The sequence below is a fragment of the Nostoc sp. genome (assembly GCF_041747015.1).
In the GTDB taxonomy this organism is placed as follows: Bacteria; Cyanobacteriota; Cyanobacteriia; order Cyanobacteriales; family Nostocaceae; genus Nostoc.
In genome coordinates, this window is the sequence record NZ_JBGTFY010000109.1 from 16,242 (window position 1) to 31,219 (window position 14,978).

Below are 14,978 nucleotides of genomic sequence, written 5' to 3' on the forward strand. Positions count from 1 at the left end.
ACTTTTATTCTGGGAGGTATGATGAGCCGTCCAATAATTCTTGGCATTGTCGGCGATAGCGCTGCTGGTAAAACAACATTAACACGGGGGATTGCTCAGGTACTCGGCCCAGAAAATGTCACAATCATTTGTACAGATGATTACCACCGTTACGATCGCCAACAACGTGCAGAAATGGGAATCACTGCTCTCCATCCCGACTGCAACTACTTAGATATTATGCAGCAACACCTCTCGCTGCTACGCACAGGACAACCAATTCTCAAACCAGTTTACAGCCATAAAACCGGCACATTCGAGGCACCAGACTATATCAAGCCCAATAAATTCGTGATTATTGAGGGATTACTCGGTTACTCTACTCGTGCCGCCCGCGAATCTTACGATGTTAAAGTTTACCTTGCACCCCCGGAAACATTACGCGCTAGGTGGAAAGTCAAGAGGGATACCCAAAAGCGTGGCTACAGTGCTGAACAAGTGTTGGCGGAACTAGAAAAGCGCGAACCAGACTCAGCACAGTTTATCCGTCCGCAGCGGCAATGGTCTGATATAGTTATTAGTTTCTATCCACCCACCGACGAAGAAGATGAAACTAATGGACACCTGAATGTCCAATTGATCCTGCGTCCGACAATTCCCCATCCAGATTTTACCCAAATTGTCAACTCTAGCTATGGTAATTCTGACTCAGCAATCCGCCTGGGACTAGACAGAGATATGGGTAAACCGGTAGATGTTTTAGAAGTTGATGGTCATGCCACCTTAGAACAGGTGAATCAGCTAGAGCATATTATTTGTTCTGATATGCCTCATTTACGGAATATTTGCGATCGCGAAAGCAACCCAGAACTGGGTAAAATTGCTGGTACAACTGGGGAAACAATCCAAAGTTATCCCCTGGCTCTCACTCAGTTAATAATTACTTACCATATGCTGAAAGCGACGCAAATTCACCAATAACTGCCATAGGTAGTAATGTAGTTCCATCAATTGTAAAGACGACTTACGAAAATAACCGCTCATAATCATCATGTCTACCAATCCAAAACTATGTAACCGTATCACCTTCTAGCACCCCAAGCACTCGATAACTTCTTGTCACTCTTACAGACCAAATACCCTCTTGGCTATTGATGCACTTAAAATGCAAAGACGGGTGAAATGGATTTTGTACCCACAATCGGTAAGTTTTCCTAGCACTCTGTCTAATATCATCGCTTAACTGCCCATATTCAGACCAAAATGAGGGCAGCACTGCGGATTTCATAGTTGGTCATAATCCAACGCCTTAGCTTGTCCCTCAGCGATTTCTTGTTTAGCACGCTGTGCAGCAGCTACAAGTTTCTGTTGCGTTCTCTGGAAAGATTCATTCCACTGAATTTCATCTTGTAAGTCATTAATGTATTCTCGAAGATGGTCTGCAACTCTATTTTGTACCTCAACAGGTAAAGACTCTATCATCTTCACTACAGTAGCGATCGCTGCGGATGACATAGTGTGCTGCTTTAATATAAAATTCTTTTTTAAAGCTAGCACCAATTGCAGCTTAGTTGAACTTTGGCATGAGAATCATGGGATAGCACTTCGCTTAAGCTACTCAAACCTCAGAGAAGTAGTCATGCAAAATTAAATATACTTAACGGCTTCTGGAATTTTGGGTTTCTGGGGGAAGCAATAGGCAGTTAATTTTGATATTTTGTTTCTTATGAGTAATATATCTCGGTTATCCCTAGCTTCCAACTCCCAAGCTGCAACTTCTCCATTGCGATTACTTGTATTAAGTAATGGTCATGGGGAAGATGTAATTGCAGTTCGGATTTTGCAAGAACTCCAACGACAATCAAACCCACCAGAGATATTTGCTTTACCTCTGGTGGGTGAAGGACGTGCTTACCAACAATTGGATATCCCCCTTATCGGTTCAGTCCGCACTATGCCTTCTGGCGGCTTTATTTATATGGATGGACGCCAATTGGTGCGAGATGTCCGCGGTGGTTTATTGCAACTTACCCTCAGCCAGATTAAAGCTGTGCGCCGTTGGGTAAGTTCTCAAAAAAAATTAGGTAACAAGCGAGCAATTTTAGCTGTGGGAGATATTGTTCCCCTGTTGTTTGCAACTTTCAGTGGCGCTAATTATGCTTTTGTGGGTACGGCGAAATCTGAATATTATGTGCGGGATGAAGCTGGATTATTATCACGCAAATCCCCAGGTGCGCGCTGGGAAAACTTTTCCGGTTCAGTTTATCATCCTTGGGAACGTTGGTTAATGAGTCGCCGCCGTTGTAAAGCGGTGTTTCCTAGAGATTCGCTGACGACGGAAACATTAAAACAATGGCCAATTCCAGCTTTTAATTTGGGTAATCCGATGATGGATGGTCTAGAACCGACCTTTTCACGCCAACAATTTTATAGTCAGGATGCTCTACAACAAGAAACAGTTCGACCATTAATGGTGACTCTTCTTCCTGGTTCACGTCCGCCAGAGGCATACACCAATTGGGAAACAATTATGATTGCCGTATCTGCGTTGATGGCTAGTTTCCAGGAACGAGATTCGGTGTTTTACACTTCTGGAACAGTTATATTTTTAGGTGCGATCGCTCCTGGGTTAGACTGTAATATTTTATCTAAAAGTGTACAATCACAAGGCTGGCGAACTGAATCAGCATCTCCTATCCAAATTGCCGATCCCAATATCTTGACATTTAAACAAAGAAATGCGTATATCCTGCTGACGCAAGAAGCCTATAATGATTGCTTGCATTTGGGAGATTTAGCGATCACAATGGCGGGTACAGCTACAGAACAGTTTATCGGTTTGGGGAAACCTGCGATCGCTATTCCCGGTAATGGGCCTCAATATAACCCTGCCTTTGCCGAGGCTCAAAGTCGCCATCTAGGCTCATCTTTGTTTTTAGTCGAGCAGCCTGCAGAAGTTGCCAAAATTGTCCAGTCCCTATTTAAAGATCCTGATATTTTGCAAATTATTGCCGAAAATGGTCTGCGACGCATGGGTAAACCGGGAGCAGCATTACGCATTGCGGAATGTTTACAAGAAAGATTAGGTTGAAAGGGTATTATACAAAACAGTTCCAAGTAAAGAAGTGAGATTCACCACTCACCACTCCCTACTCATCACTCCCCACTCAGCACTCCCTCAAGCCACCAACCCAGAACGTAAAGCTCTCACAGCAGCTTGAGTACGGTCATCGGCACACAGTTTATTTAGAATATTACGAACATGGGTCTTCACAGTCCCAACTGTAATGTAAAGCTTCTCGGCAATTTGGCCATTGCTACACCCAGCGACAATCAACTCTAGGATTTCTAGTTCCCGTTGAGTCAGAGGGTATGTTTCCAAAACTTGCTCGTATTCTGTAGCTAGCGCTTCAATTTTTACAGTCTTCGGCTTGTCAGAGCTTTGGCTCTCTCCAGGAATACCTTGCCGCATCTTCCGCAATACTACATTGGCAATTGCTGGATCAATCCAAGAGTTACCGCCGTGAGTTGCTTGTATCGCTTCCGTTAATTTACTGATACTCGTTTCTTTCATGTAATAAGAATCAGCACCCGCCGCAAAAGCTGCTAGTACGGCATCTTCTGTGTGATCCATTGTCAAAATCAGAATCTTTGTTGTCGATTGCCCAGTTTCAACTTGATAACGTTTGAATTTACGGGTAAGTTCAATACCATCCATGTCAGGCAAGCCAATATCTACAACAGCGACATCTGGCTTTGCCGTTTCTAAAAGTTTTAGTCCTTGAGTAGCATTTGCTGCTTCGCCAATTACTTTCAATGCACTGTTAGACTGTAATGCCGCTCGTAGCCCCATTCGCGTTAAGTCGTGATCTTCAATTAAAACAATGGTAATTTCATTCATCGCTACACTCGTCCTGACGCTGTTTGCTTCTTTCAAAGTATTACCTTTAGTAAGCGCTACCTCTTATTTTCCCATACCAAAGATAGATGATATCTTAACCTGCCTGCATCCACCGATAGAAATAATAAATATCTTATTTATTCACATTTAGATAGAGTACAAATCTAGCTGGAGATATATGGATTGTTGCACAAAAAGGATGAAATATTGAAAAGAATGCCAAGTTGCTAGCTCTTGCTCGCAATCCAGCTTTAGAGATGCCATCTTCACATTAGTTAGTTTTTATAGAAGCTAGCGATCGCCAGAGAAACATCAATATCAGGTCTGGCCACCATGAAAAGGAGGTAAGATTGCTTCAGATTCCCAAATAAGTGCAGACAATAGTTTCTTATTTACCTGGTTTAAGCAATTTTATGGGTAAAACTGCTCAAGCTTATGGCACACGATAATAGTCTGCAACTCTCACCAATGGCTGACGACGCTCGCTTACTCACTCACTTACAATTGATCTAAGCTTAATAGAGTTTTTTATTTTTTTTTAATTATATTGGCTCTGTCTGCTGTCTTCAAATCAATCGTTTTCAGTTTGTTAATTGCTAATGGCTAGAGATACTAACAATGTTATGCGGCAATCATCGTCATCCTTTTAAATTACCGCCGAGCGACCCTTGGTTTTGGGTGATTTGAATATGCTAAAAATGCGCGGCATTGATTTATGTTTTAATTCGCAATTGAGAGTAACTCCTGTAGTTGTGATCACGAACTCAAATCAAAAGCAAAACCAAGTAGAAGCTTAGATCTGACATTTAGCTAGATATATCCTGAAGCTTTTAACATTCGCAAATTTGGTAAAGGTGATGTAGTATTCAGTAGTATTGGATATTATGCAAAACGTCTTAGTAAACCAAGTTACAGATTTTAGATATCCGAAAATATTATATTCTTTAGTTGGATAATCTGAAAAGAGAAATGTTACATATCAACCTATGTTTGGCGGCGAAAATAAAAACCGATGGAAGAGACGCTAAAAATTTTGGTTGTAGGCACTGACGAAGTAGACCGGATGACAATCCGTTATGCCCTAACTAAAGCAGGTGTTCAAATGCAACTGTCTGAAGTAGATGATAGCAATGATCTGTTTTCTACCTTAAAGAATAGTTCCTATGATTGTGTTTTCCTGGACTATCGCTTACTAGACCAGGATGTACTAACCTTGATTCAACAACTACATTCTTCGGAAATTAAAGTTCCTTTAGTAGTCCTAACTAATCAAGAAGATGAACAACTAGCTATCCAATTGATCGAAGCTGGTGCTACAGATTATCTTTCTAAGTCTAGGATATCCCCAGAAACGTTGGCACAGGTTTTGCGGAATGCGATTCGGATTTATCGTGCTCAAATGCAGGCAGCTTTGGCAATCCAGCAGATCAGAGAAAGTCATGAACAACTCATTAGTAAGAACCAAGAATTGGAGAGACAACAGCAACAGATTCAAAAGCAAAACTTGAAGCTATTGGAGGCATCACAGGTAAAATCGCATTTTTTGGCAACTATGACCCACGAATTCAGAACGCCAATGAATGCGATTATTGGTTTTTCGCAAATACTGTTGCGTCCTAAGTGCGGTAAATTAACGCATGGGCAAGCAGATATGGTTGAGCGCATCTTGAATAATGGGAAGCATTTGCTGATGCTGCTGAATGAAGTTCTCGACTTTTCCAAGCTAGAGGCAGGACAATTAGACTTAAAGGGGGAAATATTTGATGTATCAAAGGTAATAAATCTCGTCGTAGATGAAATACGTTCCCTAGCTGATGCTAAAAATCTATCATTGTTAATGCAAACGAACTTGCAAAATACTTTGGTTTTTAATGATCCAGTTCGTGTCAAACAGATTTTAATTAACCTAATTTCCAACGCCATTAAATTCACCGACTCTGGCGAGATTTTGGTTGAGGTTAAAGAACTACCTGCAAATCGAGTCGCAATTATTGTTCGGGATACAGGTATTGGCATAGCGCCGAAAGATTTCAAACATATTTTTGAAGCATTTCGGCAAGTCGATCAAAGTATCACTCGCAAATATCCAGGTACAGGTTTGGGTTTGGCAATTATAGATTCGCTGGTGCGAATCATGGGTGGTAAAATTTTTCTTGAGAGCAAATTGGGGCTCGGCTCAATGTTTAGAATTGAATTGCCGCGTCAAGTAAAACTAACGACCGTAGCAGCCGATACTCCAGCTTCCCAGTTAGATAGCAACGAGGTTTTTCGTTCTGCCAAAAATCCGCATCATTCATGTTCTCAATTTAGTAAAGCACAGATAGGATATCCTAAATTTAAACTATAAATTACTTCCAAAAAAATTGATAAAAGTTGATAAATCATGTCTGTAGTTGAAAATAATAAAATTTATCGTATCCTCGCAGTTGATGATACTCAAGATAATCTCATTTTGGTTCAAGCAATTTTAGATAGTGAGGGGTATGAAATTGATTTGGCTTCAGATGGAATCAAGGCTTTGCAACAAATTGAACAATCTCCACCCGATTTGATTTTATTAGATGTGATGATGCCGGGGATAGATGGTTATGAAGTCACACGTCGCATTCGGAAGAACCCTGCGATCAGCTATATTCCAATTTTACTGATTACTGCCTTTCACCAATCTAGCGTTGTCGAAGGTTTAGATGCTGGGGCTGACGATTTTATTCATAAACCATTTGATACTGATGAACTTTTGGCAAGAGTGCGATCGCTCTTGCGTCTCAAGCATAGTTTGGACGAACAACAAAAAATGGCCCGCCAACGGGAAGACTTTGTTTCCCGTTTGACTCATGATTTGCGAACTCCCCTAGTAGCCGCCGATCGGATGTTGAATTTGTTCGAGATGGAAACATTCTGCAAAATTCCGCCGGAAATGAAAGAGGCGATCGCAGTCATGATTCGCAGCAACCAAAATTTGATGGAAATGGTGAAAACTCTGTTAGAAGTTTATCGCTTCGAGGCAGGTAAAAAAACGTTAAATTGGGAAGTATGCGATTTACGTGAGATATCCCAAGAAGTAGTGAGTGAACTAAGTCCTCTAACAAGTGAAAGAGGATTAACTCTGAAAATAGACACCAGTGAATTAGACCCACTGAGTAAAAACGCTGGGATTATTATGGGCGATCGCTTGGAACTACGGCGGGTGTTGAACAATTTGATTGCAAATGCCATCAAATTTACAGATATAGGAGGCATAACAATCCGCATTTTTGAAACATCACCTAATCCAGGAAATCCAGATTCGGTAACAATTGAGGTACAAGATACAGGCTATGGGATTGCGCCTGAAGATCAGGCAACAATTTTCGAGCGCTTTCGCCAAGGTAGACATAAACGCTCCGGTAGTGGCTTAGGACTACATTTATCCCATCGGATTGTAGAAGGGCACGCAGGAACTATCCAGGTTGCTTCTGAAATAGGTAAAGGTAGTCTGTTTACAGTGCAATTACCTAAGAACACCTAGTGCAAATAGCTAAAGCTAAAAGCCATCTGATTGCAAAATCATCATCAATATTATGCGGTTACTGCATTATTACGGATTTACTATAGCTTCACAGATGCGATTCTAATATGAGGAATAAAGATGGATACCCCTGGTCAACACCAGGGGCTTTTCATTTAGGTGCAGAGTGCCGCGATGGGCTACGCCCCGCCAAAGGCGATCGCGTTCTTGACATGGAAGCGCGAAAGCAATCTCGCTCGTCTGAATTATCTGCCAATACGAGCAAGTAAGTTCTGAAATAGACCTTCTTGAGCTAACTTTTCAGCATCAATACATCCTAATAAGCTTCCTGCAAGAATCTCCGAATTGTAAGAATTCCTGATTTCTTCCCTAAGATAGGGTCTGATGTACCAACACAAAAGCTCAGTAAAATCATGTCCATGAATTTTATATCGTATTTCTATCAGTTCTTTTGCACGTAATTCTTCGAGTTTAGTTATGAATCTCGATTCCTGTGAGCGATTACCATTGCTATTTAAATATTTAGTAATGAAAGTTTTTAAATCAAACTGAATCTGATTATTATTTTTATTCAATTTACAGCAGTCACCAAATTTTTTTAGCCATGTCATATTTAATTCAAGCGCTTCATTTGTAGCCCTAATTAAGAATAAATCCTCTAATACTTTAGAAACTTGATTAAGTATTTCCCCAGCTTCGGGCTGAGACAAACGTAGTCCTAAACGCAGATATTTATCTAAAACAACCTTGTTAAATATGTACATCTCCAGACATGAATAATCAGTAAATAATAGTAAATCACACTGATACTCTTTGCCAAATAGCCTATCAAAATCCTTATCTGCAATACATATAAGATACAGAGTATTTTCTGATAGTTTATCTTGTATATATAGGGCAAGAGCAATAACACGACTTCGGATATTGTCTTTTAATCCTAGTTCAAATAGTAATTGGGCAGGAATTTCAACTGTATCAATTTCATAAACAGCAAAACCTTGATGTTCTTTCTGGTCTAAAAACCATTCTATCAATAGCTTATCTGTCTTACCTTCAACATATATATCACACAGTTCAGGCTCAAGTTCATATCTAGTTACAAGTTCGTCAAGGGTGCGTCGTATTTCCTTCTCCATTTCTCAATTATTTCTCCATCTTCACAAGCTTAACGACATTGTGGTTGTACTGAGAAAGTAATTCAATTGAATGAGTAGCTAATATAAATTGAACTTGGCTTCCTTTTGTCAGTTCAAGCAAGACATGAATAAGTTGACGCTGCCATTTTATATTTAGTGATATTTCTGGCTCATCAATAATAAAAATTGTTGCTTTATCTCTCGCCGTCAGAGTATTACAAAAAAGTAGTAAGAGTTGTTTTTCTCCCGAAGAAAGCGTTTCTGGAGATAATTCTTTTCCTTCTTCAGTAAATATTTTTAGTCCGTCTCTGACATGCAACTTTATATATTTATCACGAAAAAATAACTTATTGATTGTCGTTTCAAAAATGGTCAATAAATTTTGTGTATCCTGGAGAGCATCAAAACGTGCTGTTACACTATCTAAATAAGGTTTTAACACTCTTGATATAATTGAAGAATCTGTTTTAGTATTAGATTTGAGTACATTAACAATTTTTTGAGTATCTAATGGTGACATTAACCCAAAACTAGAAAAATCTTTACTGCGATCCTCATGAGCTTTTAGTTCGCTAATTAGCCTTTCAGGTGATTGTGATAATTCTTCTTCTACTAAAGTTCCTGAAGTCTGAAGAATTCTTGTAATAATTTCTTCGTAGATATTATGAACATTCGCTTCTCCTTGATTAGCTCCTCTCAATGCTTGGTCACGAATCCATTCTTCAGTTCTCTGAATAGATATCCTCAGCGTCAATTCTCTATTTAAACTAGACTTTTCTTCTAATACATTTCCCATTCTTGATAATAAAAATTGCTTGAATCTTTGTTCATGTTTAACTTCTTCTCCATCAAATATATCGCTATCTAAAACTCTATTATCACCCAAAAAAAATAGGCTCAATCGTATTTTTATAAAATTTCTATAGAATTCATCTTGTATTTTTTTCACATAATTATCAGTATCGGCTGGAATTTCAATATCAAAAACTACATGATTTTGTTGTAATAGTTGAAGTTTAAATGAGCCAATTAAATTATCATTTTTTCTGCTAGCAATAATGCTTATTCCATCAGCCAAAAAAACGGAAAACTTGGAAAAAGGAGTCTTTGCTAAAAAAGTAAGATGGCCCCGTTGGTGACCTGTTGATAGAAGGTGAAATAAAAGTTTGAGGATAGTTGTCTTACCTGAACCATTGTCACCATAAAGGATCATTAGTGAAGAATCTATGTGAGGATTATTATCTTTTTTAAGCAAAGTGTATGTATATTTACCAAAGAGCCGTTCTACTTCAATGCGAATTACTGATAGGGGAAGGCTAGCTGTGTTTATATCGAGCATCTGCATAATAATTGCTGTTCCTTATTTGAAGAGATAGGGTTGTAAAAGCTGAAATTTCTTTTACTCCCCTAATTACACTTTATCGTTCAGTCAGGTGGCAAAAAACCCTTGAACTGCATTTAGATAAATCTAACTGCAATAACTAATTGACTTTGACTAATTCACATCGATTACGCCTTAAACGTCAACACCGGACTCAATCGGGCTACAACATCAACCATTTCTGCCTCAACCTGGACATTAATCACAGACTGAATCGGTTTGTAGGCGGCGGGTGCTTCTTCAATTCGGCGTTCTTGACGCAGGGTGATGCAGTCTACCCTGGTTAATCCCAATTCCGCCTCACTTTGAGATGCACCTCTGCGGTTAAGGTCAAACCGAGAATGAATTCTTCCTGCCCCATGTGAGGCAGAATTACAAAATGCTGGATTGCCTCTACCTACCATCAGATAAGAATAAGCACCCATTGAACCAGGGATAATCACTGGTTGCCCCAAATGGGCGGGACAAGCGCCTACCCATCCCTGACCTTCTGGCAAGGTGATGTTATGGGGCAAGTCATAAACTAGAGGTGCTTCTACATCTTTGTACACTTCCCGCAAACGCAGACGCAGCAGTTCCGCTAACAGCAGGCGATTGACAAAGGCATAGTTAGCAGCAGTAGCCTCTGCTTGCAGGTAACTCGCAACTAGTTCGGGGTGAGAATGGGTAGAGAGAGGAAAAATCTGAGAATCAGGGTACTTCAGACCTTTTTGCCAAGTCGCCTTAGCTTTATCTCGCCACATTCCCCCAATATACTTATCCACATTTCGAGAACCAGAGTGAATCATAAAAGCTAGTTGTCCCTCGCGCACTCCCCAGGCGTGGGCAAGTGGGCGATTTTCGACTTTATCAACCCGTTGCACTTCTACAAAATGGTTGCCGCCGCTCTAAAGCACGCAGGAGACGTTTGAGATTTTTTGGCTGCATGAAAACTCCAAATAGAGCCTTAAAAAAGACTCCTTGTTGTAAAGAAATGAGGAGACTTGGGTTCAGCAGCCGCGTCTCAAGTGGTGCGGAGAGTTGTTTTCCCAGAACTGTGGGGAAAACAACAGGTTAATTCTGACTAATGTGGTTATATAGCCTTAATAACACACACTTTCATCGGATGACAAGTGTTTTGTAGTACGTTGTATTTTTGATGGGCAACGGTTACTCAGTCAAACTAAAATTGTCAAGAAGTTTGAAGTTTAGGGAAAAACTTTTAAAAATCTCTAGACTCTCCAGCCGAGTAGAGAGTCTAGGATAAATTCAAGGCGATTCTTCAGCTAGAAATCAGAAATTTCTCGCTGTTTACCGATGTCCCTAGTGATCCAGCTAGGTTTTCCACTTTATCCCGTAAATCTTATGACTCTCCAACTCACAGTTCCCAATATGTCTTGTTCTGTTTGTGCAAGCACCATCACCAAAGCACTTCAGGCAGTCGATGCCAATGCTACCATTCAAGCTGATCCAACAACTAAGCTGGTCAGTGTAGAAACTCAAGCATCAGAAACAGCAATTAAGGAAGCGTTGGCTGCTGCTGGCTATCCAGTTGCCTAATGTTTAAGATCCTGCCACACCAAGAGGTTCATCTAGTTATGGATAACATCACACTCAAACTTCGAGGCATGAGTTGCGCTGCTTGCGCCACTAACATCGAAAAGGCAATTCGCTCTGTATCTGGGGTAATTGACTGCAACGTTAACTTTGGAGCCGAGCAAGCCACCATCAAATACGATCGCTCTCTAGCCAATTTAGAGAAAATCCAAGGTGCGATCGCATCTGCGGGATACTCTTCCGACTCACTCGCAGAAGAAATACTCTCTGAAGAAGATGATACCGAGAAAGCAAGTAGGCGAGCATTACAACGCCAACTCTCTCTCAAGGTAGCGGTGGGAGGTGTAATCAGCATTTTCCTATTTTTAGGATCGTTCCCCATGATGACTGGGCTGAACTTGCCTTTAATTCCTGGATTTCTGCAAAATCCTTGGGTACAGTTAGTGCTGACAACACCCGTCGTGTTCTGGTGTGGTGGATCTTTTTACCGAAATGGCTGGAAAAGCCTGAAGCGCCATACGGCGACGATGGACACGCTGATTGCTTTGGGTACAAGTGCAGCGTATCTATATTCTTTGTTTGTCACTGTTTTCCCGAATTTTTTTATTGATCAGGGCTTGATACCTCATGTTTATTATGAAGTTGCCGCGATCGTCATTACCTTAATTTTGCTGGGGCGGTTGTTAGAAAATCGCGCTATAGGACAAACTTCTGAAGCCATCCGCAAACTCATTGGACTGCAAGCTAGAGATGCCAGAGTCATCCGTGATGGTGAGGAAATTGATATTCCCATCGCCAAAGTCAGAATCAACGATGTGATTTTAGTGCGTCCTGGTGAAAAGATTCCGGTAGATGGCGAAGTGATTACAGGCGCTTCGACAATAGATGAAGCGATGGTGACGGGTGAAAGTTTGCCAGTCAAAAAGCAGCCGGGAGATGAGGTGATTGGGGCAACGATTAACGGTGCAGGTGCATTTCAGTTTCGGGTGACACGAGTCGGAAATGATACGTTTTTGGCTCAAATCGTCAAATTAGTCCAACAAGCCCAAGGTTCTAAAGCACCAATTCAGCGCTTGGCAGATCAGGTAACAGGATGGTTTGTACCAGCTGTGATTGCGATCGCGATCGCCACTTTTGTCATTTGGTTTAATTTCACAGGCAACCTTACCCTAGCAACAACGACAATGGTAGGTGTACTGATTATCGCTTGTCCTTGTGCTTTGGGTTTAGCTACCCCCACATCTGTAATGGTAGGAACTGGTAAAGGTGCAGAAAATGGCATCTTGATTAAAGGCGCGGACAGCTTAGAATTAGCACACAAAATCAAAACCATCGTCCTAGATAAAACTGGCACTTTAACTCAGGGGAAACCTACAGTTACAGACTTTGTAACTGTCAACGGCACAGCGAATGGTAACGAACTCCAGCTTTTACAGTTAGCAGCAACGGTGGAACACAATTCTGAGCATCCTTTAGCGTCAGCAGTTGTGAAATACGCTCAGTCTCAAGAGGTGAGTTTAACAGAGGTAAAGAACTTTCAGGCTAATGCAGGTAGTGGTGTCCAAGGAGTTGTTTTAAATCAGCTTGTGCAAATTGGTACACAACGCTGGTTAACCGAACTTGGAATTAACACCATGAGTCTTCAGCAGTATAAAGATACATGGGAAGCCGCAGGTAAAACAGTTATTTTGATGGCTGTAGATGGAGAAATACAAGGAATAATGGGTATTGCCGATGCCTTGAAACCTTCATCTACAGCAGTGGTGAAAGCATTACAGAAGTTGGGTTTAGAAGTAGTAATGTTGACCGGAGACAATCGTCAAACTGCTGATGCGATCGCTCTAGAAGTTGGCATAAAACGAGTATTTGCCGATGTGCGACCAGATCAAAAGGCTGCAATTATCCAATCCCTGCAAGGAGAGCAAAAGAGTAAAGGAGCAAAGGGAGAGAATTCTCATAAATTCTCAATCTTCACTCAAGACTCAGCACTCAAAACTCAGCACTCAGTTGTTGCAATGGTAGGTGATGGCATTAATGATGCACCAGCCCTAGCCCAGGCTGATGTGGGGATTGCTATTGGTACGGGAACAGATGTAGCGATCGCTGCTAGCGATATCACCTTAATTTCTGGAGATTTGCAAGGAATTGTTACAGCAATTCAACTTAGTCGCGCTACCATCAATAATATTAGGCAAAATCTCTTCTTTGCCTTTATTTATAACGTCATTGGTATTCCCATTGCGGCTGGAATACTATTTCCCGTATTTGGTTGGTTCCTCAATCCAATTATCGCCGGAGCAGCGATGGCTCTTTCTTCGGTTTCTGTTGTTAGCAATGCCCTAAGATTGCGTAACTTTCAACCAAAAGCTATCTCATAATTGCAGGTAAATTTAGCAAATATTTAGCAAAAAAATGCTTTGGGGAAACCTAGTTGGTTTAGTACTTTTCACTGGAACATCAGGCGTAGCATTAGCAGAAATGCCAGCCCACTCGTCAGAGCAAACTGGCCAATTTCAGTATATTGAGCAACCTTTGGGCTTAAAAATTGGTGTTGCGATCGCAGGTTCAGGCTTAATTGGATTAGAATTATGGTGGTTTCTTCTCTATAAAGGTCCTGAATCTTAAATTTATCAGGACTCAGCACTAACTGATATTTTGAATGATCGGACAAATTGTATCTTCATGATGGTCGCCGATATTCTTCCAGCCTGAAAGTAAGCCCTCTATTTCAGAGCGTAAGGTTAACAACTGATCAATTTGGCGATCAATATGCAAGACCTTATCTTCGAGCTTTTCTTTGATTTCACCACAGGGAGCTTGTCCTTGATTATAGACCTGAAGAATATCTCCAATCTCTTCCAAGCTAAGACCAAGATTTTGCGCCCTTTTAATGAACGCTAGACGAGTCAGAACATCCAATGAAAACTGGCGAAATCCTCCCTCTGTTCGTCTTGATGATCTAATTAAACCTAAAGTTTCGTAATAACGAATTGTCCTGATGGGGACTCCGCTTAAATCTGTTACTTGACCAATTAAAAGTAGTTTTTTATCCTGAGTTAACACGGTAGATTTTACCAAGTTTTGTGATTATTATAGCGTTTCCTAATCACATGAGGTACATCATAGCCCCCTCTTCGCTTGCGGGGAGGGGGGTGGGGGTGGGGTTCTTGTACCTCACTCAACTGAGAACCGCTATACACATTTTACACATTATTAAGTCGTTGGTGAATACAGCAATTCGTAGGGTAATACAGCTACTTGTCCTACCCTACCTTGTGCCTGATTTGAATGAGTAGCGCTATAGCAAAACATTGGCATCAGTAGCTTGAATCTTTATTTAATTAGAGATTTCACTAAGTTTTTATTGTTCAAATATCTATTATTACTGGATACCAGATTATATAAGTTTCTATATAATTAGCAAAATTTTAACATTTTTAACAGTATTTATTCAAGATTTTTATTTGGGATTTTATCACTTTGTTGGGTCATTGCTTGTCCTAGTACTGAAAGTAACTGTTTTTCTTGAGTTTCCAT

General features: G+C 40.6%; 13 protein-coding genes and 1 pseudogene. 8 read left to right on the plus strand and 6 right to left on the minus strand.

The window, feature by feature from the left end:
- Window positions 1–21 precede the first annotated feature (21 nt).
- Window positions 22–960: a phosphoribulokinase gene (locus ACEW80_RS08405; RefSeq protein ID WP_373526199.1), complete on the plus strand. Its 939-nt coding sequence runs from the start codon at window positions 22–24 to the stop codon at window positions 958–960.
- Between the two features lie 303 nt (window positions 961–1,263).
- On the opposite strand, the gene ACEW80_RS08410 is transcribed toward ACEW80_RS08405, so the two are convergent.
- Window positions 1,264–1,494 (minus strand): hypothetical protein, encoded by a 231-nt coding sequence (locus ACEW80_RS08410; protein WP_373526154.1) that lies wholly within the window; start codon window positions 1,492–1,494, stop codon window positions 1,264–1,266.
- A gap of 211 nt (window positions 1,495–1,705) precedes the next feature.
- On the opposite strand from ACEW80_RS08410, the gene ACEW80_RS08415 reads away from it, so the two are divergent.
- The gene (locus ACEW80_RS08415; protein ID WP_373526155.1) at window positions 1,706–3,070 is read left to right on the plus strand and encodes a lipid-A-disaccharide synthase-related protein; all 1,365 of its coding nucleotides are present in this window, start codon (window positions 1,706–1,708) and stop codon (window positions 3,068–3,070) included.
- Between the two features lie 87 nt (window positions 3,071–3,157).
- On the opposite strand, the gene ACEW80_RS08420 is transcribed toward ACEW80_RS08415, so the two are convergent.
- Window positions 3,158–3,880 (minus strand): response regulator, encoded by a 723-nt coding sequence (locus ACEW80_RS08420; protein WP_373526200.1) that lies wholly within the window; start codon window positions 3,878–3,880, stop codon window positions 3,158–3,160.
- A gap of 1,012 nt (window positions 3,881–4,892) precedes the next feature.
- Here ACEW80_RS08420 and ACEW80_RS08425 point away from each other — a divergent pair.
- From ACEW80_RS08425 to ACEW80_RS08435, 3 genes are all read left to right on the plus strand, one after another.
- On the plus strand, window positions 4,893–6,227 hold the full coding sequence (locus ACEW80_RS08425) for a hybrid sensor histidine kinase/response regulator (RefSeq protein ID WP_373526156.1): 1,335 nt from the start codon (window positions 4,893–4,895) through the stop codon (window positions 6,225–6,227).
- Window positions 6,228–6,263: 36 nt separating this feature from the next.
- Window positions 6,264–7,388 (plus strand): response regulator, encoded by a 1,125-nt coding sequence (locus tag ACEW80_RS08430; protein WP_373526157.1) that lies wholly within the window; start codon window positions 6,264–6,266, stop codon window positions 7,386–7,388.
- A gap of 107 nt (window positions 7,389–7,495) precedes the next feature.
- Entirely contained in the window at window positions 7,496–7,657 is a 162-nt protein-coding gene (locus ACEW80_RS08435; protein WP_373526158.1) for a hypothetical protein, read from the plus strand.
- Here the strand turns inward: ACEW80_RS08435 and ACEW80_RS08440 are convergent.
- The 3 genes and pseudogenes from ACEW80_RS08440 to ACEW80_RS08450 form a co-directional block, all read right to left on the minus strand.
- A complete protein-coding gene (locus tag ACEW80_RS08440; protein ID WP_373526159.1) occupies window positions 7,634–8,524 on the minus strand; it encodes a hypothetical protein in 891 nt (296 codons plus the stop codon). The two genes, ACEW80_RS08435 and ACEW80_RS08440, sit on opposite strands and share 24 nt — an antisense overlap.
- Before the next feature lie 7 nt (window positions 8,525–8,531).
- The gene (locus ACEW80_RS08445; RefSeq protein WP_373526160.1) at window positions 8,532–9,869 is read right to left on the minus strand and encodes an AAA family ATPase; all 1,338 of its coding nucleotides are present in this window, start codon (window positions 9,867–9,869) and stop codon (window positions 8,532–8,534) included.
- A 164-nt stretch (window positions 9,870–10,033) separates the two neighbouring features.
- Window positions 10,034–10,777: pseudogene (locus ACEW80_RS08450) on the minus strand (RtcB family protein); the annotation flags it as partial.
- Window positions 10,778–11,249: 472 nt separating this feature from the next.
- On the opposite strand from ACEW80_RS08450, the gene ACEW80_RS08455 reads away from it, so the two are divergent.
- Genes ACEW80_RS08455 through ACEW80_RS08465 form a run of 3 tightly spaced genes read left to right on the plus strand, consistent with a single transcriptional unit; the run spans window position 11,250 to window position 14,066 of the window.
- On the plus strand, window positions 11,250–11,444 hold the full coding sequence (locus ACEW80_RS08455) for a heavy-metal-associated domain-containing protein (protein WP_373526161.1): 195 nt from the start codon (window positions 11,250–11,252) through the stop codon (window positions 11,442–11,444).
- A 38-nt stretch (window positions 11,445–11,482) separates the two neighbouring features.
- Complete coding sequence (locus tag ACEW80_RS08460) at window positions 11,483–13,819, plus strand: heavy metal translocating P-type ATPase (RefSeq protein WP_373526162.1); 2,337 nt, start codon at window positions 11,483–11,485, stop codon at window positions 13,817–13,819.
- 34 nt (window positions 13,820–13,853) lie between these two features.
- Window positions 13,854–14,066 (plus strand): hypothetical protein, encoded by a 213-nt coding sequence (locus ACEW80_RS08465; protein WP_373526163.1) that lies wholly within the window; start codon window positions 13,854–13,856, stop codon window positions 14,064–14,066.
- A gap of 18 nt (window positions 14,067–14,084) precedes the next feature.
- Here the strand turns inward: ACEW80_RS08465 and ACEW80_RS08470 are convergent, their stop codons facing one another.
- Window positions 14,085–14,504 carry a heavy metal-responsive transcriptional regulator gene (locus ACEW80_RS08470; RefSeq protein WP_373526164.1) on the minus strand — a complete coding sequence of 140 codons (420 nt, stop codon included), beginning with the start codon at window positions 14,502–14,504 and terminating at the stop codon, window positions 14,085–14,087.
- Between the last annotated feature and the right edge of the window lie 474 nt (window positions 14,505–14,978).

Bases quoted from the DNA above. Each gene is read 5' to 3' on its own strand.
- ACEW80_RS08415 (WP_373526155.1), top strand. From the start codon at position 1,706: ATGAGTAATATATCTCGGTTATCCCTAGCTTCCAACTCCCAAGCTGCA.
- ACEW80_RS08445 (WP_373526160.1), bottom strand. From the start codon at position 9,869: ATGCAGATGCTCGATATAAACACAGCTAGCCTTCCCCTATCAGTAATT.
- ACEW80_RS08425 (WP_373526156.1), top strand. From the start codon at position 4,893: ATGGAAGAGACGCTAAAAATTTTGGTTGTAGGCACTGACGAAGTAGAC.
- ACEW80_RS08440 (WP_373526159.1), bottom strand. From the start codon at position 8,524: ATGGAGAAGGAAATACGACGCACCCTTGACGAACTTGTAACTAGATAT.
- ACEW80_RS08435 (WP_373526158.1), top strand. From the start codon at position 7,496: ATGAGGAATAAAGATGGATACCCCTGGTCAACACCAGGGGCTTTTCAT.
- ACEW80_RS08430 (WP_373526157.1), top strand. From the start codon at position 6,264: ATGTCTGTAGTTGAAAATAATAAAATTTATCGTATCCTCGCAGTTGAT.
- ACEW80_RS08410 (WP_373526154.1), bottom strand. From the start codon at position 1,494: ATGTCATCCGCAGCGATCGCTACTGTAGTGAAGATGATAGAGTCTTTA.
- ACEW80_RS08455 (WP_373526161.1), top strand. From the start codon at position 11,250: ATGACTCTCCAACTCACAGTTCCCAATATGTCTTGTTCTGTTTGTGCA.
- ACEW80_RS08465 (WP_373526163.1), top strand. From the start codon at position 13,854: ATGCTTTGGGGAAACCTAGTTGGTTTAGTACTTTTCACTGGAACATCA.
- ACEW80_RS08405 (WP_373526199.1), top strand. From the start codon at position 22: ATGAGCCGTCCAATAATTCTTGGCATTGTCGGCGATAGCGCTGCTGGT.
- ACEW80_RS08420 (WP_373526200.1), bottom strand. From the start codon at position 3,880: ATGAATGAAATTACCATTGTTTTAATTGAAGATCACGACTTAACGCGA.
- ACEW80_RS08460 (WP_373526162.1), top strand. From the start codon at position 11,483: ATGGATAACATCACACTCAAACTTCGAGGCATGAGTTGCGCTGCTTGC.